The organism is Mesorhizobium sp. CA7 (genome assembly GCF_020165015.1).
In the GTDB taxonomy this organism is placed as follows: domain Bacteria; phylum Pseudomonadota; class Alphaproteobacteria; order Rhizobiales; family Rhizobiaceae; genus Mesorhizobium.
Genome location: NZ_JAIUHH010000022.1, coordinates 25,216 through 46,398 on the forward strand (window position 1 = coordinate 25,216; position 21,183 = coordinate 46,398).

The 21,183-nt window shown below is 60.8% G+C and carries 22 protein-coding genes and 1 tRNA gene; 12 read left to right on the plus strand and 11 right to left on the minus strand.

The window, feature by feature from the left end:
• Positions 1–3: 3 nt before the first annotated feature.
• From pstC to LB552_RS26520, 3 genes are all read right to left on the minus strand, one after another.
• A complete protein-coding gene (gene pstC, locus LB552_RS26510) occupies positions 4–990 on the minus strand; it encodes a phosphate ABC transporter permease subunit PstC (protein WP_095767367.1) in 987 nt (328 codons plus the stop codon).
• A 64-nt stretch (positions 991–1,054) separates the two neighbouring features.
• A complete protein-coding gene (gene pstS / locus LB552_RS26515) occupies positions 1,055–2,113 on the minus strand; it encodes a phosphate ABC transporter substrate-binding protein PstS (RefSeq protein WP_224611106.1) in 1,059 nt (352 codons plus the stop codon).
• Between the two features lie 493 nt (positions 2,114–2,606).
• The gene (locus LB552_RS26520) at positions 2,607–5,951 is read right to left on the minus strand and encodes a response regulator (RefSeq protein WP_224611107.1); all 3,345 of its coding nucleotides are present in this window, start codon (positions 5,949–5,951) and stop codon (positions 2,607–2,609) included.
• A gap of 198 nt (positions 5,952–6,149) precedes the next feature.
• Here LB552_RS26520 and LB552_RS26525 point away from each other — a divergent pair, with 198 nt between their 5' ends.
• Entirely contained in the window at positions 6,150–6,497 is a 348-nt protein-coding gene (locus tag LB552_RS26525; RefSeq protein ID WP_224611108.1) for a hypothetical protein, read from the plus strand.
• Between the two features lie 178 nt (positions 6,498–6,675).
• Positions 6,676–6,897, plus strand: a complete 222-nt coding sequence (locus LB552_RS26530; RefSeq protein WP_224611109.1) for a hypothetical protein — start codon at positions 6,676–6,678, stop codon at positions 6,895–6,897.
• Positions 6,898–7,050: 153 nt separating this feature from the next.
• Here the strand turns inward: LB552_RS26530 and LB552_RS26535 are convergent, their stop codons facing one another.
• The 3 genes from LB552_RS26535 to LB552_RS26545 all read right to left on the minus strand — a co-directional run bounded on the left by LB552_RS26535 (position 7,051) and on the right by LB552_RS26545 (position 9,162).
• Positions 7,051–7,422 carry a hypothetical protein gene (locus tag LB552_RS26535; RefSeq protein ID WP_224611110.1) on the minus strand — a complete coding sequence of 124 codons (372 nt, stop codon included), beginning with the start codon at positions 7,420–7,422 and terminating at the stop codon, positions 7,051–7,053.
• A gap of 281 nt (positions 7,423–7,703) precedes the next feature.
• Positions 7,704–8,558 carry a glutathione S-transferase family protein gene (locus LB552_RS26540; protein ID WP_224611111.1) on the minus strand — a complete coding sequence of 285 codons (855 nt, stop codon included), beginning with the start codon at positions 8,556–8,558 and terminating at the stop codon, positions 7,704–7,706.
• 22 nt (positions 8,559–8,580) lie between these two features.
• On the minus strand, positions 8,581–9,162 hold the full coding sequence (locus tag LB552_RS26545) for a VOC family protein (protein ID WP_224527141.1): 582 nt from the start codon (positions 9,160–9,162) through the stop codon (positions 8,581–8,583).
• A gap of 338 nt (positions 9,163–9,500) precedes the next feature.
• Here LB552_RS26545 and LB552_RS26550 point away from each other — a divergent pair, with 338 nt between their 5' ends.
• The 9 genes from LB552_RS26550 to LB552_RS26590 all read left to right on the plus strand — a co-directional run bounded on the left by LB552_RS26550 (position 9,501) and on the right by LB552_RS26590 (position 17,624).
• Complete coding sequence (locus tag LB552_RS26550; RefSeq protein WP_224611113.1) at positions 9,501–10,760, plus strand: tyrosine-type recombinase/integrase; 1,260 nt, start codon at positions 9,501–9,503, stop codon at positions 10,758–10,760.
• Complete coding sequence (locus tag LB552_RS26555) at positions 10,741–11,127, plus strand: hypothetical protein (protein WP_224611115.1); 387 nt, start codon at positions 10,741–10,743, stop codon at positions 11,125–11,127. The genes LB552_RS26550 and LB552_RS26555 overlap by 20 nt, the downstream gene beginning before the upstream one ends.
• A gap of 684 nt (positions 11,128–11,811) precedes the next feature.
• Positions 11,812–13,044, plus strand: a complete 1,233-nt coding sequence (locus tag LB552_RS26560) for a hypothetical protein (protein WP_224611117.1) — start codon at positions 11,812–11,814, stop codon at positions 13,042–13,044.
• A 648-nt stretch (positions 13,045–13,692) separates the two neighbouring features.
• Positions 13,693–14,103 carry a hypothetical protein gene (locus LB552_RS26565; RefSeq protein WP_224611119.1) on the plus strand — a complete coding sequence of 137 codons (411 nt, stop codon included), beginning with the start codon at positions 13,693–13,695 and terminating at the stop codon, positions 14,101–14,103.
• A complete protein-coding gene (locus LB552_RS26570; protein ID WP_224611121.1) occupies positions 14,100–15,542 on the plus strand; it encodes a hypothetical protein in 1,443 nt (480 codons plus the stop codon). The genes LB552_RS26565 and LB552_RS26570 overlap by 4 nt, the downstream gene beginning before the upstream one ends.
• Before the next feature lie 165 nt (positions 15,543–15,707).
• Positions 15,708–15,947 (plus strand): hypothetical protein, encoded by a 240-nt coding sequence (locus tag LB552_RS26575; RefSeq protein ID WP_224611123.1) that lies wholly within the window; start codon positions 15,708–15,710, stop codon positions 15,945–15,947.
• Positions 15,947–16,324 (plus strand): hypothetical protein, encoded by a 378-nt coding sequence (locus LB552_RS26580; RefSeq protein ID WP_224611125.1) that lies wholly within the window; start codon positions 15,947–15,949, stop codon positions 16,322–16,324. Before LB552_RS26575 ends, LB552_RS26580 begins: the two co-directional genes overlap by 1 nt.
• Before the next feature lie 2 nt (positions 16,325–16,326).
• Complete coding sequence (locus tag LB552_RS26585; RefSeq protein ID WP_224611127.1) at positions 16,327–17,067, plus strand: hypothetical protein; 741 nt, start codon at positions 16,327–16,329, stop codon at positions 17,065–17,067.
• 2 nt (positions 17,068–17,069) lie between these two features.
• Positions 17,070–17,624 (plus strand): hypothetical protein, encoded by a 555-nt coding sequence (locus LB552_RS26590; protein ID WP_224611129.1) that lies wholly within the window; start codon positions 17,070–17,072, stop codon positions 17,622–17,624.
• Here LB552_RS26590 and LB552_RS26595 read toward each other — a convergent pair.
• The 5 genes from LB552_RS26595 to LB552_RS26615 form a co-directional block, all read right to left on the minus strand.
• Positions 17,587–17,895 (minus strand): hypothetical protein, encoded by a 309-nt coding sequence (locus LB552_RS26595; protein ID WP_224611130.1) that lies wholly within the window; start codon positions 17,893–17,895, stop codon positions 17,587–17,589. The two genes, LB552_RS26590 and LB552_RS26595, sit on opposite strands and share 38 nt — an antisense overlap.
• A gap of 524 nt (positions 17,896–18,419) precedes the next feature.
• A complete protein-coding gene (locus LB552_RS26600) occupies positions 18,420–18,620 on the minus strand; it encodes a hypothetical protein (RefSeq protein WP_224611131.1) in 201 nt (66 codons plus the stop codon).
• Positions 18,621–18,991: 371 nt separating this feature from the next.
• Positions 18,992–19,066 (minus strand) — tRNA-Glu (locus LB552_RS26605).
• A gap of 85 nt (positions 19,067–19,151) precedes the next feature.
• Positions 19,152–19,565: a VOC family protein gene (locus LB552_RS26610; protein ID WP_224611132.1), complete on the minus strand. Its 414-nt coding sequence runs from the start codon at positions 19,563–19,565 to the stop codon at positions 19,152–19,154.
• Complete coding sequence (locus LB552_RS26615; protein ID WP_095767362.1) at positions 19,562–19,945, minus strand: fimbrial protein; 384 nt, start codon at positions 19,943–19,945, stop codon at positions 19,562–19,564. The genes LB552_RS26610 and LB552_RS26615 overlap by 4 nt, the downstream gene beginning before the upstream one ends.
• A 26-nt stretch (positions 19,946–19,971) precedes the next feature.
• Between LB552_RS26615 and LB552_RS26620 the strand changes: the two genes are divergently transcribed.
• A complete protein-coding gene (locus tag LB552_RS26620; RefSeq protein ID WP_224611133.1) occupies positions 19,972–21,042 on the plus strand; it encodes an RluA family pseudouridine synthase in 1,071 nt (356 codons plus the stop codon).
• Positions 21,043–21,183: the final 141 nt, after the last annotated feature.

Below are 21,183 nucleotides of genomic sequence, written 5' to 3' on the forward strand. Positions count from 1 at the left end.
CGGTCAGGCTCCCGTGCGGCTATCGATGCGCAACAGCATGTAGCGTGCGAGCGCGAGGATGATGAAGGTGATGATGAACAGGATCAGGCCGAGCGATACCAGCGAGGATGTATAGAGGTTGCCGTCGGCTTCGGTGAATTCGTTGGCGATGGTCGCCGAGATCGTCGTGCCCGGCGCAAACAGCGAGGCGCTGATGCGGTGCGCGTTGCCGATGACGAAGGTGACGGCCATCGTCTCGCCGAGCGCGCGGCCGAGGCCGAGCATGACGCCGCCCATGATGCCGATGCGGGTATAGGGGATGGTCACGCGCCGGGTCACTTCCCAGGTCGTGCAGCCGATGCCGTAGGCCGATTCCTTCAGCACCGCCGGCACCGTGTCGAACACGTCCTTGGTGATCGAGGTGATGAAAGGCAGCACCATGATGGCGAGGATCAGCGACGAGGTCAGCAAGCCGATGCCGTAGGGCGGACCGGCAAACAGGCTGGAGAGCCCCGGTATGCCGTGGAAAAGACTGATGATGAAGGGCTGCACAGTCGTCTGCAGGAACGGCGCGAAGACGAACAGGCCCCAGATGCCGTAGATGATCGAGGGAATGCCGGCGAGCAGCTCGACGGCGATGCCAATCGGACGCCTGAGCGGGCGCGGACAAAGCTCGGTCAGGAAGATGGCGATACCGATGCCGATCGGCACGGCGATGAGAATGGCGATGGCCGAAGTGACGATGGTGCCGTAGATGGGCGCGAGCGCGCCGAAATTCTCGGTGACCGGGTTCCAGGATTCGGTGGTCAGGAAGGAGAAGCCGAACTTCGACAGGGCCTCCCACGATCCGGCGACCAGCGAGATCGCGACCCCCCCGAGCAGAACGAGCACGAGTATGGCGGAAAGGCGCGTCGCCGTCCGGAAAACCATGTCGGTGACGGCGAAGCGGCGCACCGTCGCTTCTCTGGTCCGCAGGGCGGACGATGTCGCGGCTTCGGAAACGGCTGTCATTTAGCCCCTCGCATTTCGAAAGAGACAGGAGGGCGCTAGAGGCGCCCTCCTCATTCGGCGGGAATTACATGCCGGAGTAGACCGGCTTGCCATCCTTGTCGACGATGTCCTTGCCCCACATCTCCTCGACGCTCTTCACGACCTTGTCGGGCATCGGAACGTAGTCAAGCTCAGCAGCCATCTTGTCGCCCTTGGCATAGGACCAGGCGAAGAACTTGAGCGCTTCGGCCGTGGCTGCCGCATCATCGGGCTTCTGGTAGACGAGGATCCAGGTGGCGGAAGTCATCGGCCAGGATTCGGCGCCCGCCTGGTTGGCCAGGATAACGCCGTAGCCCGGCTGCGAGCTCCAGTCGGCATTGGCCGCGGCGGCCGAGAACGCCTTCGCGGTCGGCTCGACCTTCTTGCCGTCCTTGTTCACCATGTCGGTATAGGTGAGCTTGTTCTGCTTGGCATAGGCGTATTCGACATAGCCGATCGCGCCGCCAGTCTGCGACACGTTGTTGGCGACGCCTTCATTGCCCTTGGCGCCGATGCCCACCGGCCATTCAAGCGCGGTGTTGACGCCGACCTTCGATTTCCAGTCGGCGCTGACGTCGGCCAGGTAGTAGCTGAAGTTGAAGGTGGTGCCCGAGCCGTCCGAACGGTGGACGACGGCAATAGCCTGGTCGGGCAGCTTGATGTTGGGGTTGAGCTTCTTGATCGCCGCGTCGTTCCAGTTGGTGATCTTGCCGGCGAAGATGTCGGCGAGCGTCGGACCGTCGAGCACCAGCTCGCCCGGCTTGATGCCTTCGAGGTTGACGACCGGCACGATGCCGCCCATCACCATCGGGAACTGCGCGAGGCCGGTGGAGGTGAGATCCTCGCCCTTCAGCGGCGCGTCGGAAGCGCCGAAGGTGACGGTCTTGGCCTTGATCTGCTTGATGCCGCCGCCGGAGCCGATCGACTGGTAGTTGAGACCGATGCCGGTCTCCTTCTTGTAGGCGTCGGCCCACTTCGCGTAGATCGGATAGGGGAAGGTGGCGCCAGCGCCGGAAATGTCGGCTGCCATCGCGGCGGCCATGCTAAGGGTTGATGCCGCAGCCATTGCAATTGCAACGGCCGCAGAGCGGATGAAATGTCTCATGTGGCCTGCTCCTGTTCGGAAGATGGTCTTTCGGCACCCGTTGTATCGGCGCCCGGTCAGCGCAATAGCCCTCGATTATTACAGTCGCATGACAGTTTCGTGTCAGCCCGGTAACGTCTGGACGAGGATGCTCGGAAGGGTTCCGCAGCGGCCTCGAAGGGCCGGACGGAGTTTGCCGCGGAAATCAGCAACTTGTCTGACTTTTGAAACAAAATTTATCCCGGCGGCCGGATGACGGCCGCCGGGAAATAAAATCCGGACGAGAGTGCGTTGCCTGTAAGCCAGAGCGGATCATGGCCTGGCCATCGCCGAAAACAGGGTCCGTTGGGGTAGAGTCGACGCTGTTTCTTGTCGGCGGTCGCTGCTCCCGCCCGTAACCGAAGAGCGGAATCAATGTCATGATTGTCCGAGCTTGGCGCTTGCTTTGGTATGGTGCGATCGCACCATACGCATGCGTCAGCCCCTTGCCGCCGTCCTGCCCGCCAAATTCGTTTTAACCGGCGTTGCGCCGGGTCTCGACGTCCGAACCCAGCCAGCGCTCGAGCTTTTCGAGCAGCGCCCGCGGACTGATCGGCTTCGGCAGGTAATCGTCCATGCCGGCTTCCAGGCAGCGTTCGCGGTCGCCCTTCAGTGCATGCGCGGTGACGCCGACGATCGGCACATGCGTGCCCATGTCCTCCTCGAGCCGGCGGATCGCGCCCGTCGCCTCCAGCCCGTTCATTTCCGGCATCGATACATCCATCAGGATCATGCGCGGATTGAGCCTGCCAAAGGCGTCGAGCGCCTTGCGGCCGTTGCCGACGATCTCGAAGCGGTAACCGGTCTCGCCAAGAATCTGGGTGAACACCATCTGGTTCACCTCATTGTCCTCGGCGACGAGGATGTCGAGCTCGCGCTCGGCATCGGCGGGGCGCGGACGCGCCCGCGCCGGGGGCGGTTGCAGCATGGCGCGCTCCGATGCCGCCGTCTGCGCCGGAGCGGCTCGCGGGGGGCTGGCGGTGCCAATGGCGGGTTGCGCCGCCGCGCTGCTGTGGCGGTGGCGCTGGATGGTCGAGACCAGCGTTTCCAGGAGAATGGAGGAGCGCGCCGGCTTGATCAGCTGCGCATCGATGCCGAGGTCGCGATAGGCCGTGCCGGCAAGCGACTGGTCGACCGAGGTCAGCATGATGATGGGCGTATGCGCCAGGCCCGCCGTATTGCGCACGATGCGCGCCATCTCGGCGCCGGTCATGCCCGGCATCTGATAATCAAGCACGACGCAGTCGACCGGCACGCCGTAGGCGGCGGCGGCAATCAGCACCTTCAACCCCTCGGCGCCGCTTTCGGCCGCGCAGGAATCGAACGTCCACGACGCCATCTGCTCGCTGAGGATCGAGCGGTTGACGGCATTGTCGTCGACGATGAGCACGCGCGCGCCGGTGACGTCGACCGGCATGATGCGCTGCCCGCCCTGCTCGGCCTTGGGCAGCGTGATCGTGAACCAGAAGGTCGAACCCTTGCCTTCGGCGCTGTCGACACCGATCTCGCCGGCCATCATCTCGACCAGACGTGAGGTGATGGCAAGGCCAAGCCCGGTGCCCTCATGCCGCCTGGTCGAGGAGGTGTCGACCTGGCTGAATTTTTCGAAAACCTGCTTCAGCTTGTCTTCCGGAATGCCGATGCCGGTATCGGTCACGGAAATGGTGAGCCTCGTTCCCGCCGGAACCCGCTCACCCGTCACGTCGACTAGGACATGACCCTTGTCGGTGAATTTCACCGCGTTGCCGAGCAGGTTGGTGACGATCTGCCTGACACGGCCGACATCGCCGACGAACTGGCCGTCGAGGCCCGGCTGAATGCGAACGATGAGCTCGAGGTCCTTCTCCTTGGCGCGCGTCGAGACCAGCGTCGCCACATCCTCGATCGCCTCGGCCAGATTGAAGGGCGCAGGGTCGAGCACCAGCTGGCCGGCATCGATCTTCGAGAAGTCGAGGATGTCGTTGATGATGGTGAGCAGCGCATTGCCGGATTTGACGATGATGTCGGTGAACGTCTTCTGCTTCGGATCGAGGTCCGACTTTGCCAGCAGCTCTGCCATACCAAGAACCCCGTTCATCGGCGTGCGGATCTCGTGGCTCATATTGGCGAGGAATTCCGACTTGGCCCGGTCGGCGAGCACGGCGCGCCGGCGCGCCTCGCTGAGCTCCGCCTCGCGCTGCTTGAGCTCGGTGATGTCGGTGGTGGAGCCGATGAGATAGAGCGAGCCGTCCGAGGCGATCATCGCGCCCTTGCGCGCGAATTGATGCCTGACGCTGCCGTCCGGCATCGTCACCGTCTCTTCGATCTCCTGCGTCTCGCCGGTGCGCAGCACGGCAAGGTCGCCGGCGACGAAGGCTTCGCCGTCCGCGCCGAAAATCTCGACATCGGTCCTGCCGACGGCTTCTTCCTTGCTGAAGCCGGTGAGATCGCACCAGCCCTTGTTGACGTAGAATTGCCTGAGGTCCGAACGCTTGGCATAGATCGACACCGGCACATTGTCGATGAGGCTGCGGAACACCTCGTTCTCGCTCATGCTCTGCCGCAGCGCCTGCTCGCGCGCCTTGACGTCGGTGATGTCGGTGCTGGAGCCGACCAGATGTACCGACCCGTCGATCGCCACCAGCCGGCTCTTGCGCGTCATCAGCTGGCGCACCGTGCCGTCGCGGTGGGTGACGGCTTCCTCGATCTCGCGTCCCGCGCCGGTCGCCACGACTTCGTTGTCGTCATTGCTGAAACCGTCCGCCTCTTCGGTCGCGAAAAGCTCGCGATCGGTCTTGCCGAGCACCTCGTCCTTGGGCAGTCCGGTCAGCGCGCACCAGGCCTTGTTGACGAATTCTATGCTGAGATCGTCGGCCTTGATGAAGGCTGCCACAGGCAATTCGTCCATCACATGCCGGTAAAGGTCGATCTGGCGCATGGAATCGCGCAACGCCTTCTCGCGCGCCTTGATGTCGGTGATATCGACACGCACGCCGATGAATGTGCCGTCGTCGGTGCGCATGTCATAGACCTGGTACCAGCGCCCGTCGGCGTTGAGGCGTTCGTAGGCCGAGCTCGGCAAACGGTACCGCTTGAGCATGGCGTCAAGCCAGCGCTCGGTGTCGACGCCATACAGGCCGTCGATTCCGGGGTCGCCGCTCGAGCGGAAATAGCCGACGGAGTGGCCAAGCGCCAACGCCTCGCGGAACGTGCAGCCAGGCTGCCAGGCCGGCTTCAGCGCCGGCAGCGTATCCTGCAGCTTGCGGTTGGCGAAGACGAAGCGGTCGTCGCGATCGTAGATAATGACCCCCGCCGGCAGCGACTCCAGCACGGTGACGAGATTCTTGCGCGCGTCCTCCGCCTCGGTCTCGCGCTGTTTTATGTCGGTGATGTCGACATAGGAGATCAGCCGCTTGCCGCCTGGAAGAGGCGCCAGCGAGGCGATCAGCGTGCGGCCGTCCTTGCGCGGCAACTGCCTGGACCCTGCGCTTCCAGCCCGGATTTCGGCCTCCCGTTCGGTCACATGGCTTTGCCAGGCCTGTTCCTCGGCGCCGAGCGGATCGGCATCACGACTGGCTTCCATGAGGTCGCGAAAGCGACTGCCGGCCGGAGCGCGCCGCGGATCGATCTGCCAGAAGTCGTAAAATGCCCGGTTGACCACCTCCGCCCGCAATTCGGCATCGAGAACGATGACGCCGATCGGCATCGAATCGACCATCAGCCTGAGATTGGCAAGCGCCTCCGAGGTCCCGGCCATATCGTGGACGTCGCCGAGAAAGGCCTCGTTGCCGCGCCTGTCCGCCTTGTTGTCCGCCTCGACAGTCCCGTCCGTATCCGCCATTCCTACCCCCAAGGCCGAACTGTGCCGGTCCGTCGGGGGAATGTGCCCGACAAGCATTAACGATCCGCTAACCATAATGATTGCAACCGCCTGCCCCCGGTGCCGTTGAGCCAGCTTCCGGCCCTGGCGCCGGCTGCGGTAATCCGCCCGTTGGCGATGATGGCAACAACGCATTATAAGGTGCCTGAGGTGTTGCTAATGTTTGGTCGAATCGCGGCTTTCATCCTGTGCCCGGCGCTGCTTGCGGCGGGCGGCTGCGCGCGCAGCGACGACGGCACGGTCATCGTCCCGAGCCGGATGGACGTCAGACGTGTCTGGGACAAGGCGCCGCCGGGAACGACCGCGTCGCGGCAGATCGCGTCGGACGTGTTTCCTTTGCCGCCGCCGGGCGCGCCGCAAGGCCCGTCGGTCAGGCGCTATTCCAGGTCTCCGGCAAGGCCTTCATATAACCAGAATCTGGCTGATCAGTCTTCGGACGAGCAGACCGCTCTTACCTGCAGGAATGTCGGCGAAACCGGCAAGCGCTACCGCGTCATCTGCGAGTAGCTTTGCCTCGATCCGCCGGTCGATGCCGGCTGGATCCACTGCCCGTGAAGAAAGACAACCCGACAGATTCAGCCCGGCCGCGACCGCGGCGCGATCACGGATCGCTGATGAAACCTTTGCCCGGTGACGGACGTTGTTGGCGTTGATGTGACGCGCGCTGCGCAGAGGGAGACTGAAGATGTCCATTCACTTCACCGTCTCTGGCCTGACCAGAAACCTGATCCATTCGCTTGGGCTGGATCATGAGCACGCGCTGAGACCCCTTACCCCCGAACAAAACCTTCTGCTGGATTGCTACCTGGCCGGGCAGATCCCGGACTCCGCCTGGAACGATTATGTCTTCGAGATGCCGGAACTGGAAAAGCACGCCCAGATCAGGCGCGCACGCGGTTTGACCTGAAAGCAATTCCGGGAAAAGTGCGATACGGGCTAAAGCATGTCTGCCGAAAGTGGGAACCGATTTCGGGATAAAGACATGCCCAAAAACCTAAAGCGCATGGAGCGAATCTAGAAAGATCGCGACGCGCCTTAGGCTCGGTGCCTTCGCCGTGGCCTACTTCTTCGGCGAGTTGAACTGCAGCGTAAAGACATTTCCGGCGATGCCTTGCGCCAGCGAGGGCGAAAGGCTGAGCGGTAGACAATCGTTCAGGGCCTTGGTCGCAGCGTCGATATACGCCTTACGAGCCTTGTCGTCGCCGCTGACATGGATAGCGGTTGTTTTCGGCGGCCCGATCAGCGTGCCGTCGCGTTTGAAGCTGAAGCTGAGCGTCACCGAGGAATTGTCGGAATTGGCCGGCGGCGTCCAGCAGGCGAGCAAGGCGGCGCCAACCTCGTTCATACCGTTGAGCGGCGCGGCTTCGGCCGTGATAGCGGCGCTCGCCAGAAGCGCGACCGCGACCGCGGAAAGTTTCACCGTTCTTGTCATCGCCGTCCTCATCGCTTTTTGCCCGGCTCGCACCTGTCGACCAAGGTAATGGTAGGATCGATCACGCCGATGACAATAGGATTTCAACCGGTCTGGCACCGAATAAGTCGTATGTCGTGATGGCCGATGGGAGGCGACCCAACCGCCGGAAAAGCAGAAGGCCGGCGCTGGGCCGACCTTTCCCTTCGCCTCCGCTTCGCGCCAGTACATCCGTGGTCGCGGCGAGGACTGTGACCAGTAGACAGGCGTTGGGTAAACGAAACCTTAACCTGATCCGGCTGTTACGCCCTGGCCTGCGATTTCACATGCGCGATGTAGCCGCGCACATCGCCTGCCGGCTCCGCATAGGCCTTGCCGAGCTTCTTCTCCATGGCCGCCATGTATTCCTTCGCCCAGCTGGGCAGCGCGTAGTCGATGACCGCCAGGAACTCGAGCGTTGCCGCCAGCCTTATGTCGGCGATCGACGGGTTGTTGCCGCCGATGAATGGTTTGCCGTTGCGAAAGAAGGAGTGAAACACCTCGAGCGGCTCGGCGATCGCAGCCATCGCCGCCTTCTGCGCTTCCGATTTCTTGTCGGGATGGGCGTCGCTGTGGCCGACCTCGCCGGCATATTGCGGAAAGCCGAGCGCCGGATACGTCGCGCGCGCGACATAGGGATAAAGCGTGCCGACCAGGTAGAACATGGCGCTATCGATCATCGCCCGCTTGGCTGGCGCCTTCGGATAGAACTTGTCCAGCCCGTGCTTGTTGGCGAGATACTGCATGATGGCGCAGCTTTCCCACAGCACGCCGCGCGGCAGGCCCTTGTCCTCGATCATCGGCGTCAGATGCGCCGGATTGCGCGCCAGGAATTCGGGCGAACGCGTAAGGCCCCAGGCATCGGTCTCCGCCGGATCGAGCCCGGCCGCGCGCGCGAACACCCGCACCGTCATGTTGTTGACGCTCGGCCTCAGCATGCTGAGTTTTATGCCAGGCTTCTTAGCTGGCTTCGCCATTTTCGATGTCGCCTTCGCGGCCGCTTTGGCCGCCGGCTTCGCCGATGCCTTGGCGCCCGATTTCGCGGCGGCTTTTACCGCGGCTTTCGGCGCGGCCTTGGCAGCGGGTTTCTTCGCGCTCTTTGTTGCGGCTTTTGCCATTTCATGTCCCTCCCTTGCTTGCTCAGTACGGATTCTTCGGCACCCTGTTTTCCGACAGGGTTTCGCGTGACCGCTCGACCAGCGCCTGGATGGCGTCGGCAAGGTGCAATTCGGCGATATTGTAGTCGCCGCGCGCCACGCGGATCTTGTGCGCCTCCATCAGCACGTCGGCATGGGTGAAGCCGGCCGGCGGGTCGAAGCGGTAGGACGCGAGCTCGATCAACAGCCCGAGCGGATCTTCGAAATAGATCGAATCCATGAAGCCGCGATCCTTGACGCCGCTGTGCTTGATGCCGCGCTCGTCGAGCCGCGCGACTGCCTGCAGGAAGGTGACCCGCGATACCGAGAACGCGATGTGATGGACGCAGCCTATATCGGTCGGTGTCCGCCGCTTGACCGGGACGCGGGTCTCGTCGGTGAAGACGGTGATCAGCCGCCCGTCGCCGGGATCGAAATAAAGATGGCTTTCGCTCGCCTTGTCGAGATTGGGCTGCTCGAAGATGAAAGGCATGCCGAGCACGCCCTCCCAGAAGTCGATCGAGGTCTGGCGCCCGGCGCCGACCAGCGTGATGTGATGAACGCCTTGCGACTGCAGCTTCCGCATTGGACTCCTCCCGCCCGCACTTGCGGCAGGCTTTGTGCAGAGAATGCTAAAGCAACTGCAAGCGCTGCGCCAGAACGGACGAACGCGCGAACGCCAGATTGGACCCAGCAGGGATTGGTCTTTCGGTCTACAGGAGAGTTGCTTGGTACGCCCAAGGGGAATCGAACCCCTGTTCCCGCCGTGAGAGAGCCCTAAACTTGTTCGCAGCCTGTCGCAGACTGTCGCAGCTTGTTTGGAATAAGTATTTGATATTATTTATGTAGTAGCGAAAGCCATCGCACCTTGTAAGAACCTGTAGCACGCCGTAATATTTCACAAATGTTGCACAGGAGGCCAAAATGGCAAAGCGCGTTAGGGACGTAAATCTGGAGTCGAGAGCAGCCCGCGAGAAGCTGAAAGCGCGAGGCGATCCCTACTACCGCAGCATCGCTGAGGGGCTGCACGTGGGGTATCGGAAAGGAAAAGTCGCTTCAGTCTGGGTGATGCGTTCGTACGTCGGCGACCAAAACTACAAGGTCGCCAAGATCGGAACAGCCGATGACATACTCGATGCAGACGGCGTGGAGGTGCTCAACTGGTGGCAAGCTGTCGATAAAGCACGCGCCATCCTGGGTGCGAAGCGCGAGGGTCCAGCATCGCCCTACACTGTGGGCGAAGCGCTTGATGATTACCTGGCTCACGCCAAGGAACGGCAGAAGTCGTATCGAGACACAGAGATAACTGTCGAGCAGCTTATCCGCCCCGAGTTTGGCAACACCGTTGTCACGGAATTGACGCCCGACAAGATACGGCGATGGCACAACAAGCTTGCCGCCACGCCCCCTCGCCTCCGCACAAAGAAGGGCAAGGAGCAGAAGTTCTCAACCGTCCAAATGGACGACGAGACGAAGCGCCGACGCAAGTCCACGGCGAACCGCGTGCTGACTGTCCTCAAGGCGGCTCTCAACCGAGCCTTTCGCGAGGAGAAGGTCAAGGACGATAAAGCATGGCGGCGGGTTGAGGCATTCGAGGATGTGGACAGCGCCCGCATTCGCTTCTTGCACGTGTCGGAAGCGCAGCGGCTGATCAATGCGAGTGCCGCCGACTTCCGCAAGCTAGTGCAAGCTGCACTGCAGACGGGCTGTAGATACGGCGAGCTCTGCCGCCTGCGTGTCAGGGACTTCAACGCGGCGGCCGAGACGCTGGCAATCCATGTGAGCAAGACCGGGAAGCCACGCCACATCAACTTGACCGAGGAAGGGGTAGAGTTCTTCAAGTCCGTCACAGTTGGCAGGGAAGGTTCCGAACTGATGCTAGTGAAGGCAGATGGAACGGAGTGGCGCGAGTCGCATCAGTCGCGTCCGATGGTCGATGCATGCAAGCAGGCGAAAATCAGTCCTCCTGTGAAGTTCCACGAACTGCGGCACACGTGGGCGAGCTTGTCCGTTATGAACGGGATGCCGCTGATGGTGGTGGCGAAGAACCTCGGACATGTTGATACCCGCATGGTCGAGAAGCACTATGGCCATCTGACGCCCTCATATGTGAAGGAAGCGATCAGGGCAGGCGCTCCTCGCTTTGGCGTGGTGGAGAAGACGAATGTCGAAGCCATCGGATAGTCTGAGCGACGAGATCCTGTCACAGCTTTACGCTGACCGCGAGGAGGATGGCCGCGCGCCGACCAAGGCATGGGCAGCGGAACTGAGAGTTCTTGCTGAGGACTTGCGGGTCGGCGGGTGGGAGCACGAGCAGCTACTGATCGACGTTGCCGATTATCTGGACGGAAAGGCCAGCATGCCGCAAGGACGACCAGCGCAGTCGCGCGACAAGCGGGTCGAACCGAAGTTTGCGGACCGGGTACAAATTGAATATCGGCAGCTACGTGAGGAAGGTATGAAGCCGAAAGAAGCGTTTGAACAACTTGGGAAGCGACATAGGTGCGACCCCGTGACGGTGGAGAATGCTGTCCGACGTTCGCGCAAATAAATCTGCGAATTCTGCGCCGTAGCGAGCCGTCCCACGCTGTCGCTAAATGTGCCCCTAGAAACGGAGCACATTCATGGAACACCTTCTCCCCTCATACACTCTGCGCGAATGGTGCGAGCTTGAGAAAGTTAGCCGGGACACGTTCTACCGGCTACGCAGGCAGGGCACTGCGCCTGCAATCATGCGTGTCCGAAGCAAGATTCTCATTACGCATGCCGCCGCTCTTGCATGGCGGGAAGCGCGCATCGCTGAAGCGGCGCGGGAAGCAGCGTAGCCATTCCTGACAAGCCATGGCGCGCGTGAGCGAGGGTCTTTGGTGCTTTCAACCCTTGCAAGGTCAGCGACGTGGCATAGCGCCCGCTCTCCGATTGCTGTTTGTCTGAGAGCGGGCGCCCCCTTCAAGAAAAACCCGTCGCGAGCGATTGAGCCGCGCGACGGGCAAAGGACTGAGGGGACTTGCGGTATCCTCGAAGGGGACATTAGCCGCGAATTGTAGTCATAACAAGGACTTGCGGCTCATGGACCAATTTAGCGACGACCCCACTCTCAGATTGTCGGCCCTCTTCCAAGGGTTCGAGAAGGCCCATGGGCGCTACGAGAACAAGCGCGTCAACGAGAAGGGCAAAAACGAGGGCAAGGCTGCGACCTACACCTCGCCGCCCACACTTGATCATTGGCAAACTCATGTTGCAGGGACAGGCGCAGGACTCGGGATCATCCCTCTGCGCTCCTCTTCGGAACCCTGTTGGCGCTGCCGTTGTCGTCGATGCGCTTTCGGCGTGGGCAGCAGAGTTAGGGCATGGCGGGTGTGAGATCTTCCCCAAACAGACGATGCGCTACGACCAGGACAAGGACATCGGCAATTGGTTGAACATGCCCTATTACTTTGCCGACAAAACAACCCGCTATGGCATCAAGGACGGTAACGTTCTCGACCTTCGGCAATTCGTCCAACATGCCGAGGAAATGTCGATAACGGAAGACGACCTCACGGACATCCAGATTGAGCCTAACGGCGATGACAGCGACATGTTCGCTGACGGGCCGCCCTGTCTCCGGCATCTCGAGAAGCATGGTGGCTTCCCCGATGGCACGCGGAACGATGGAATGTACAATGTCGCTGTTTACCTCAAAATGCGTTTCCCCGACGACTGGCAGGACAAACTGCAGGAGTACAACGTTGCCACATGCGATCCGCCGCTGACGCTTTCCGAGATCAACACGATCCAGAAGAGTGTGGCGAAAAAGGACTATGGCTACCGCTGCCGCAAGCCACCGATTGCCGCGCACTGTAATCGCCGCATCTGCCTGACTTGCGAACATGGCGTTGGCGGCGGCGAGGGCAATGTGGGCCCCGAGATTTCAAACCTTGTGAAGTACGAGGGCAACCCGGTTTACTGGTTTGCGACCATTGCCGACAAGCGAATGATGCTCACCACTGAAGAATTGACCAATCAGCTAAAATTCCGAACGAAGGTGCTTTCTACAATCAACCGACTCCCGCCGAAGCAGCTAGGGCCCCGATGGGACCGCTACATTGATGAGCTGTGCAGAAATGCTCAAGTAATTGAGGTAGCTGATGAGATGCTCGATGTAGGGCGCTTTCGCAGCATGCTTGATATGTATCTCCTTGGGCAGGCGCGCACGACGACGAAGGAACAGCTCGTGGAGAGCATGTCACCGCACATTACAGGAGACGGTGAAGTTTGGTTCCGTGCTGAGGGACTATTGAAGCATCTCGACCGACAAGGATTCAGACACGACCCCACGAAAATATTTACGTGGCTGAGAGACTGTGGCGCTACTGACCATCAACTGCATGTGAAGGGGGTGAACAAACGGATATGGAAGATAAAGGAACCGGCATCGAGCAAGGAGCCTGATCCTCCGATTAACTTCGGTCGGGACGAATTTTGAGGATGCATGGCTGTAGCCCGGCAGCGCTGTAGCAGCGTGCGTACGTAAAACAGTTTTTTTTTTTGCTTTTTTCGCAAAAACCGGGGCTACGGGCTACCCTCGAAGCTAACGTACTGTAGTTGCAGGGTTGTTCAGGTAGCACTGTGGTAGCAGCCCTCGAAGATGCAGTGCTACGTGCTACATCCAGGGTGGATTGCACATCCAGCGTGTACGGAACTTGTTTCTGAAAAGCTGCTTCCGTGCGCGCATTATCTGGGCGGGTGCAGCTAGCGCGCCAAGTGCTCCTGGAAACGCCTGCGGTGCGCCCGGCAGAGCCGGGCTGTAGGGCGGAACCGCCTTCTGCCCGAGTACTACACTGGAAGCAGCGAGACGCCCCTGTAGGCGGCTGTATTTCGGTGATGAAGAAACCTGAAAAATCGGGTGTTTTCCTGCGCCCCTTCGCCTTCGTCCCTGTGGCATAGCGCTGACGTCACCCCCTGCCAGCCTGCAAAAGCCAAGTTAAGGCTTGAACACAGCGGGAACCGCTACAGTTTGCGACACTATAATACTAATAAATACAGTGCTTTAACCTTCGATTGTCGCTATGCTTTGCTTCCTCTGTGAAACACTTGTGCAATATGACAGGAAAAACGGAAGCAAAACTCGCCCATGGATCGCCCACCCGATCAGCCTCCTGTTGCTTATGCGCCGTCCCCGCAACGCTCCCAGATAGCGAACGGCACCGCCACGCTGCTTGGCGCGAAGGACGAGCGTTCCGTCTACGTGCGCCGCATGAAGGAGATCATCGCGGAGCATGTGAACGACCGAGGCGGACTGGATGCTCTTTCTGCCGCTGAGAAGTCCGCGATCCGACGCGTTGCTGTGCTGACCATCGAATTGGAGAAGCTTGAAACGCGCTTCGCTGAGGACCCGACAGTCGGGGAGCGTACCCTTGACCTGTACAGTCGCACCGCCGGGAACCTTGGTCGCCTACTGGAGAGGCTGGGCATGAAGCGCCGGGAAAAGCCGCCCCAGACGATCAAGGGATATCTCGCCGCGAAGAAAGGGGCATCGGCATGACACCTCTCGTCACCATGCGCCATGCACTTGAAGACGAGAACCTGTTCGGGACCATCTTGGCCGGCGACAGCTGGTTGCCATGGCGGATTATGTTGATCGCCATGATGGGCGAGCCGCTTACGGACGACGAGCGCATCATCTTCACCCAATTGACGAAGCGTCACCATGAGCCCCTGTCTGCGGTCGAAGAGTTCTGGGGCATCGTAGGACGACGCGGTGGCAAGACGCGCGCCATGAGCGTCCTAAGTGCTTACTTGAGCGGCCTATGTGATTGGTCGGACGTGCTGGTGCCCGGTGAAACCGGACGGCTCATGTATATGAGCTACAATGCCAAGCAGGCCGGAATCGCATTTGATTACAGCAAGTCGATCTTCACCGACCTTCCCCTGTTCGCCCAACAGGTCGAAAAGATCGGCGCCGATGTGATCGAACTCAAGACAAACATTGGACTGGAAGTGCGCGCGGCATCATGGCGGGGACTCCGGGGCGTCACATCAATCGGCGCAATTTTCGACGAACTCGCATTTTTCCAAAGCGAGGAACATAGCGCGAACACCGATACGGAGATTCTGAATGCAATCCGCCCGTCGCTCGCCACGACATCTGGACCGTTGATTGCAATCAGTTCGCCTTTCGCCCGAATGGGTGAAGTGTTCCAAGCCGTCGAACGCGACTTCGGTCCAAAGGGCGACCCCCTCATTCTGGTGGCCCGCGGGGCGAGCCGTGATTTCAATCCATCGTTGCCGCAGCGTGTCGTTGAACGAGCATTGCTTAAGGACGAAGCAAAAGCACGGGCGGAATATCTGGGAGAATTCAGAGCCGATCTTGAGGCCTTTGTCTCGCTTGAAACAGTGCAGTCCTGCATAGCTGCGGCGCTAGCTGTCATCCTGCCAAACAATCACCGCCGACCCTACTGGGGCTTCTGTGATCCGAGCGGCGGGTCAAGCGACAGCTTCACGATGGCCATTGGGCATGACGGGCTGGTTGACCAGGAGCATGGCAAGGATCTGATTATTCTGGATCGAGTCGAGGAGGCCAAGCCACCCTTTAAGCCCGAGGAAATCGTCGCCAAGTTTTCAGCGATCCTGAAGTCATACGGCTGCACAGATGTCTGGGGCGACGCATATGGCGGGGAGTGGGTGTCAGCCTCATTCGAGCGATACGGCATCCGCTACATCAGGTCACCGATGACCAAGAGCGAGCTTTTCCTGAATTTCCTGCCGATGCTCAACAGCCGCTCGATCCAGCTTCTGGATCATGGCAAGTTGGTCAGCCAGCTCGTTGGCATGCAGCGGCGCGTGACAAGCGGGGGCCGCGAGGTAATCGACCATTCTCCGAATGCACACGATGACGTTGCGAACGCTGTGGCTGGATGCCTTGCGCTCATCGCCCAGGCTCGGCGTCAGACGGTGACAAAAACCAAGGTCATTCCGGTGTGAGGTCGAACATGCGAAGCGGTGATTTCTTCCATAGCCCAAGGGGCAATCAATGGTGCGTCGCTTTCGTGTTGAACGCTCGCGATGTCAAAGGGCTGAGCGACCGGGACATACGTCTTCGCCGTTCGTCCCATCAAGGCCGAGTATGGCCACGACATCATCCACACCTTGCTTCCGGCGAACACGCTTGGCTGGACCAGCGCATCGGCCTTCGACAAGGGTGACATCTGCGAACTGGCAGGTGAGACTTTCGCGGTCCACGCTCAGCGCGGAATGTTCATGCAGCTGCGGCGCGAAGACGGGACCCGGGAGTGGACGGTCCGCTGGCGCGTTGCCTTCGCCATGATGTGCGGCGGTGACGTTCCCCTGTCAGCGGATTGGCGCGAAGCGTCGCCGGAGGAAATCTGATGGCGGTCCAGATCGGTGACATCGTGGATACGTCATCAAACGGAAAGTTGGAGCGCTGGGTCGTGGACGGGTTCACTGACCAACATCGGGTCACGATAGTCCGTAGGTATGGCTCGGTGTTCTCCCATTACACGAAAGATGCCGACAAGCTCGCTTTTGTCCAAAGACCCATCTTCCAGCCGGGCGATCCCGTGGTGCTCGATGGCAACAAGGCCGTGTTCATGAGCCGCGATGGGAATAAGGCGCGCATCATGTTGGCCCCGCAGCGCTGGGTAATTGCGGACTACGAAATCATGGACGTTCAGCCGGCGGTTGCCGTGCTGAGCTACGCGACGCTCGTGCTGGAAAATGGTTGGAAAGAACCCGAAGGAGATTAGACATGGTAACCGTCCTAGATCACGAACAGAAACTGCATGTCAGCCCGAGCATTGATGAGCGGGCAATTGACCATTTCGCGGAACGGTGGATCGGCAACGCTCAACCTGAGCCAGACCTTGAACATCAAACGCTCTCTCACGCTATGAAGATGGCGAGGGAAGAAGCGCACGCCCTTGTCAACCTCGCCAACGCGGTACTTGCCGACAGATCGCAGGCCCCCGCTGCTGCTGCCATACAAGTCGCGAGTGCGGCAAGGGCAACCGGCAAGCGCGTCGCGGATCGCCTGGACGCCGCGCATGCCAAAGTGAGCGCCACGATCGCATCGATAGAAAAGGCGACGTTCGCGCCGATGCCCGACACTGCTTTCGGAACCGACTACGACAAGGAGATTCGGGACTCGCTAAAGGCGCTTGCCCCGGCCCAACGATCCAAGGAAATCGCGGACGCCCTGAGCACTAGTGATATGGCGCTCATCGGCGCTGTTCTGCGCGCTCACCCCATTACGACCGGCGTGAGCACGGGTGAACTGAATGCCCTCCGCCACAAGTTCCGCGAAAAATACTTTCCGGTCGAGATGAAGCGCCTTGAGCGCCTGATCAAGATGCGCGCTGCGGCGGAGACCGGCGGCAAGGCGTTCATTGGCTTGGTCGAACAGGCCGCCGACACAAAGTACGTCAACGGCGCAATCGCAGCGCGCGACAAACGCGAAAGCGCGCTGGCCGCCCATCAACAGGGAGCATAAACATGGCTGACATTTTTTATGAGACTGGCGGCGTGAAGCTGCGCAGGAAGATCACGGTAGCCGAGCTTGAAACGGTGCCGGAAGCCTATCGCCTCGCCTACGGTGAGCGTGGGCATGCGGACGGCGATCTTGTTCTGTCTACCCGCGCCGCCGACTACGCCACGTCGGCTCTGGCCGAGATTGCCGAGCTCAATGCGAAGATCGAGAAGCTCAAGACCGAAGGGCCGGCCAAGGTTGAAGCGGCGAAAAAGGCGCGGCGTGATGGGCAGGTGGAAAGCGCGTTGCACCGCGCCCTGACGAAAGCCCGCGTCAAGCCCGGCCTCGTTGAAGGCGCGATAGCGATGCTGATGGAGCAGAACGAGTTCGAGTTGGAGGCGTCTGAGACGGGGAAGGGCTTCGTCGTTCTAGCGAGAACGCCCTATGGCCTGAGCAGCGTCGATACAATCGTGGAACGGCTGGTCCAAGGCGAAGAGGGAGCGGTGTGGCTTGATAAGCGATCCGCCCCCTCTGCTGGCTACTTCAATTCGCTTCTGTCTGGAATGAAGGAGCGTCGCTGACGGCCGCCCCCTTGCCGAAGGCGCGGGCGGCCTTTGCCTTGGGCTTCTTGGGGGCGTCCACGCTGTAGTGCATCGCGCCGTCCTTGAGGGCGCCGACAACGACGACACCCCCGCGCTTCACATCGCCGATCAGCGAGTATGCGGCCTGCTTGCTGATCGATAGCTTCTCAGCGATTGCTGCGACGCTCACGCTACCCTCACGCAGCATTTCCAGAACGATGGACTTCTTGGTCGGCTGCTTCTCTGTCGTCTCTTTCTTGCTCTTGGGCATTGCTGTTCTCCTGTTTCCGTCCTTGATGGACGAAAACAGCAATAGGACACCATTCCTAGTTGGTAGAGCGACTGGCAGTTGCCTGATTCGAGCCAAGCGAAAAGCCGGGGAGCGGCGCTGCCTGTGGACGAACCGCGTCTGCCTGTGAACAACGTGAACGGAACGCCCGTTTGGGGACACTGTTGCAGAAAGGTAGAAATTCGCGAGGAACGGCGGTGTATATAGGGGGTCATCTTTCAACAGGGATTCGCCCCAGATGACGCCGCTCCAGACCGCCTACCTCCTGATTGCCATGTCCTATCTCATTGCTGTGATGGCGCTGTACTCCTCCCACTGAACGGAAAACGCCGGCCCCTATGGCGAGAGGCCGGCGTTTCGGGTGGGAGCCCTGAACATCCGTATCGTCCGCTTCAAGCACCGCAACGCCTAAGCGTCCGCGTCTCGTTGCTTGAATTGGGGGCAACACCATGCTGCCCCCATCACATGCAAAGCTACGGCGGGGCGCTGGTTGGTACAAGGACTGGCTAAAAGAGATAGTAGCCGATGACCTTGTAAATGACCCAGAAAAAGCCGCCGAGGACAACCAGAACGAAAAAGTCGTCGTGGAGCTTGTCAATCAGGGTTTTGCGCCTGCGCCGGAAAGGGTACGGGCTGGTCGTGTATTCGACCTTTGCCTTGTAGTCCCTCCACGCTCTTTGAAGCGCGCTTTTCGGTTCATCAGACATTCTGCATGTGCCGCCGTAAGCTGCAATTAACAGCGCGGCTCTATGGTGCGCTCAAACGGAGCGCTATGCCATGGCTAAAATGTCTGATGACGAGCGGATCGAGAAGGCTATCAGGAAGCTGCAGAAGGCCTCGCGGAGCTTCAGGCGTTGAAGATCCACTCGCTATGGACCGAACAGAGGAAGAGCTTGAAGGACGCCGCCCTTGCCATCGAGGACTTAGAGCGAAGCGTCCCTTCCCTGTGGGATGACCAAACGAATCGCTAGCCATATTCCACAGATATTGCACAACGCCGGATGCAACAGGCGACAAAGACAGAAGGTCGAACAGGGTAAGCAGCTGTTTTAGCTACGAGTTTTCTGGATGGGAAGCTTGGTACGCCCAAGGGGAATCGAACCCCTGTTCCCGCCGTGAGAGGGCGGTGTCCTGACCGCTAGACGATGGGCGCGCTCAAGAACCGGCTACATAGGCTGGCCGCTGGGAAAAAGCAACTGGGGTTTCAGGTTGTCCGTAGACTTAGCGAAATGCTCCGGTCAGCTCTGCCGTTTCGGCTCGATCAGGTCCCAGAGATTGCCATAGAGATCGGAAAAAACCGCCACCGTGCCGTAGGCCTCGAAGCGCGGCGCTTCGCGGAACTCGACGCCCTTGGCGAGCATCGCCTGGTGATCGCGGGAAAAATCGTCGGTCTCGAGGAAGAGAAAGACCCGGCCGCCGGTCTGGTTGCCGATGTGGCTTGCCTGCTCTTCGCCGGATGCTTCCGCCAGGAGCAGCCGCGCCCCCTTGCCCGTCGCTGGCGCGACGGTGACCCAGCGCTTGCCGCCGCCGAGATCGACATCCTGGCTCAGCACGAAACCGAGCCGCTCGACATACCAGGCGATCGCCTCGTCGTAATTGGCGACGACGAGCGCGACGGTTGCAATGCTGCGCTGCTCGGCAAAGCCGCTCATTTGTTGCGAACCGCGAATTGGCCGATGATGCGGCGCTCGGAGATGTCGTAGACGAAGATCGAACGGCCGCCGTCGGCAAGCTCGGCGTCGATCGACAGGCGGTTGCCGGAGAGCGACTGGCTGATCACCTTGGCGCCGACGGGCAGCACGATGTCGCCCGAGAGCGGCGCACCGGCCGGAGCCTGAACATCGCCGGCGGGCGCCGATCCGGCCACCGGCGCGTTGCGGGCTTTGTAGACAAGCGCCCCGATCACCACCATAAGGGCGAGGAACAGAAGGCCGAGATTGACGATCATGAAGCGGACGAGCTTGCGGCGCACATTCTCGGCCGCGGGGTCGAGCGGCTTTTCCTCATCTTCTTCGGCGATCGGCCGGGCCATGGCTAAACAATCCGCAACGGGTTTCGATGAGCGCTCATAACGAAGAGAGTTCGACATTGATAGGGGAGGAACCGACGGACGATGAGTTGGCCGCAGGCGAAGCCACCGTGCTGGAAGCCGGCGCCGATGCCGCCGGCCAGCGCCTCGACCAGTGGCTTGCCGCCAAGCTCGGTCCGGAGCTCTCGCGCAGCCGCGTGCAGGCGCTGATCAAGCAAGGCGCAGTCTCCATCGCCGGCAGGAAGGTGCTGGAAGCCAAGCGCAAGCTGACGGTCGGTGACACGATCGAGATCCTGGTGCCCGCTCCGGAGCCGGCAGAGCCGCAGGGCGAGGACATTCCCCTCGACATTCTTTACGAGGACGACGAGCTGATCGTCATCAACAAGCCGGCGGGACTGGTCGTCCATCCCGGCGCCGGCAACTGGACCGGCACGCTGGTCAACGCGCTGATCCATCACTGCGGCGACAGCCTGTCCGGCATTGGCGGCGTCAGGCGTCCTGGCATCGTCCATCGCCTCGACAAGGAAACCAGCGGCGTCATGGTCGTGGCCAAGACCGACCGCGCCCACAAGGCGCTGTCGGAAGCCTTTGCCGATCATGGCCGCACCGGCGACCTCAAGCGCGCCTATCTGGCGCTGGTCTGGGGCATCCCGCAACGGTCGACCGGCACCATCGAGGCTGCCTTGGGTCGCGCCGCCGACCGCGTCCGCCGCGCGGTGGTGCCAGAAAGTCGCGACGACGCCCGCCATGCCGTCACCCATTTCAGCGTCGTCGAACGTTTCGGCGAAGGACAGCAGGCTTTCGCCACGGCAAGCCTGGTCGAATGCCGGCTGGAGACCGGCCGGACCCACCAGATCCGCGTCCACATGGCCCATGTCGGGCACCCGGTGATCGGCGACCCGGACTACGGGCAGGCCTTCCGCACCAAGGCCAACCGGCTGCCCGAACCCTTGAAGGCCAGGGTCAAAGCCTTTCCCCGGCAGGCCCTGCACGCGTGGCTCCTTGAATTCCGGCATCCGACCACCCATCTAACGGTGAGGTTCGAAGCGCCGATACCGGGAGACATGGAGGAACTCGTCGGCGACTTCCGAAAACTCTGAACCGACCCGCCACGAACAAGCTGCAAACCAGCCATCAAAAAACCTGACCGGCGTTGTTCACTTTAGCGTGACAGACTGTTTAGCGTTGAACAAATGCCTGTCTTTTCTGGTTTTGTTCCTATATACACAGGTTGTCGCGGA

Coding starts and splice junctions, on each gene's coding strand:
- pstC (WP_095767367.1), bottom strand. CDS start 990: ATGACAGCCGTTTCCGAAGCCGCGACATCGTCCGCCCTGCGGACCAGA.
- pstS (WP_224611106.1), bottom strand. CDS start 2,113: ATGAGACATTTCATCCGCTCTGCGGCCGTTGCAATTGCAATGGCTGCG.
- LB552_RS26520 (WP_224611107.1), bottom strand. CDS start 5,951: ATGGCGGATACGGACGGGACTGTCGAGGCGGACAACAAGGCGGACAGG.
- LB552_RS26525 (WP_224611108.1), top strand. CDS start 6,150: ATGTTTGGTCGAATCGCGGCTTTCATCCTGTGCCCGGCGCTGCTTGCG.
- LB552_RS26530 (WP_224611109.1), top strand. CDS start 6,676: ATGTCCATTCACTTCACCGTCTCTGGCCTGACCAGAAACCTGATCCAT.
- LB552_RS26535 (WP_224611110.1), bottom strand. CDS start 7,422: ATGACAAGAACGGTGAAACTTTCCGCGGTCGCGGTCGCGCTTCTGGCG.
- LB552_RS26540 (WP_224611111.1), bottom strand. CDS start 8,558: ATGGCAAAAGCCGCAACAAAGAGCGCGAAGAAACCCGCTGCCAAGGCC.
- LB552_RS26545 (WP_224527141.1), bottom strand. CDS start 9,162: ATGCGGAAGCTGCAGTCGCAAGGCGTTCATCACATCACGCTGGTCGGC.
- LB552_RS26550 (WP_224611113.1), top strand. CDS start 9,501: ATGGCAAAGCGCGTTAGGGACGTAAATCTGGAGTCGAGAGCAGCCCGC.
- LB552_RS26555 (WP_224611115.1), top strand. CDS start 10,741: ATGTCGAAGCCATCGGATAGTCTGAGCGACGAGATCCTGTCACAGCTT.
- LB552_RS26560 (WP_224611117.1), top strand. CDS start 11,812: ATGTTGCAGGGACAGGCGCAGGACTCGGGATCATCCCTCTGCGCTCCT.
- LB552_RS26565 (WP_224611119.1), top strand. CDS start 13,693: ATGGATCGCCCACCCGATCAGCCTCCTGTTGCTTATGCGCCGTCCCCG.
- LB552_RS26570 (WP_224611121.1), top strand. CDS start 14,100: ATGACACCTCTCGTCACCATGCGCCATGCACTTGAAGACGAGAACCTG.
- LB552_RS26580 (WP_224611125.1), top strand. CDS start 15,947: ATGGCGGTCCAGATCGGTGACATCGTGGATACGTCATCAAACGGAAAG.
- LB552_RS26585 (WP_224611127.1), top strand. CDS start 16,327: ATGGTAACCGTCCTAGATCACGAACAGAAACTGCATGTCAGCCCGAGC.
- LB552_RS26590 (WP_224611129.1), top strand. CDS start 17,070: ATGGCTGACATTTTTTATGAGACTGGCGGCGTGAAGCTGCGCAGGAAG.
- LB552_RS26595 (WP_224611130.1), bottom strand. CDS start 17,895: ATGCCCAAGAGCAAGAAAGAGACGACAGAGAAGCAGCCGACCAAGAAG.
- LB552_RS26600 (WP_224611131.1), bottom strand. CDS start 18,620: ATGTCTGATGAACCGAAAAGCGCGCTTCAAAGAGCGTGGAGGGACTAC.
- LB552_RS26610 (WP_224611132.1), bottom strand. CDS start 19,565: ATGAGCGGCTTTGCCGAGCAGCGCAGCATTGCAACCGTCGCGCTCGTC.
- LB552_RS26615 (WP_095767362.1), bottom strand. CDS start 19,945: ATGGCCCGGCCGATCGCCGAAGAAGATGAGGAAAAGCCGCTCGACCCC.
- LB552_RS26620 (WP_224611133.1), top strand. CDS start 19,972: ATGAGCGCTCATAACGAAGAGAGTTCGACATTGATAGGGGAGGAACCG.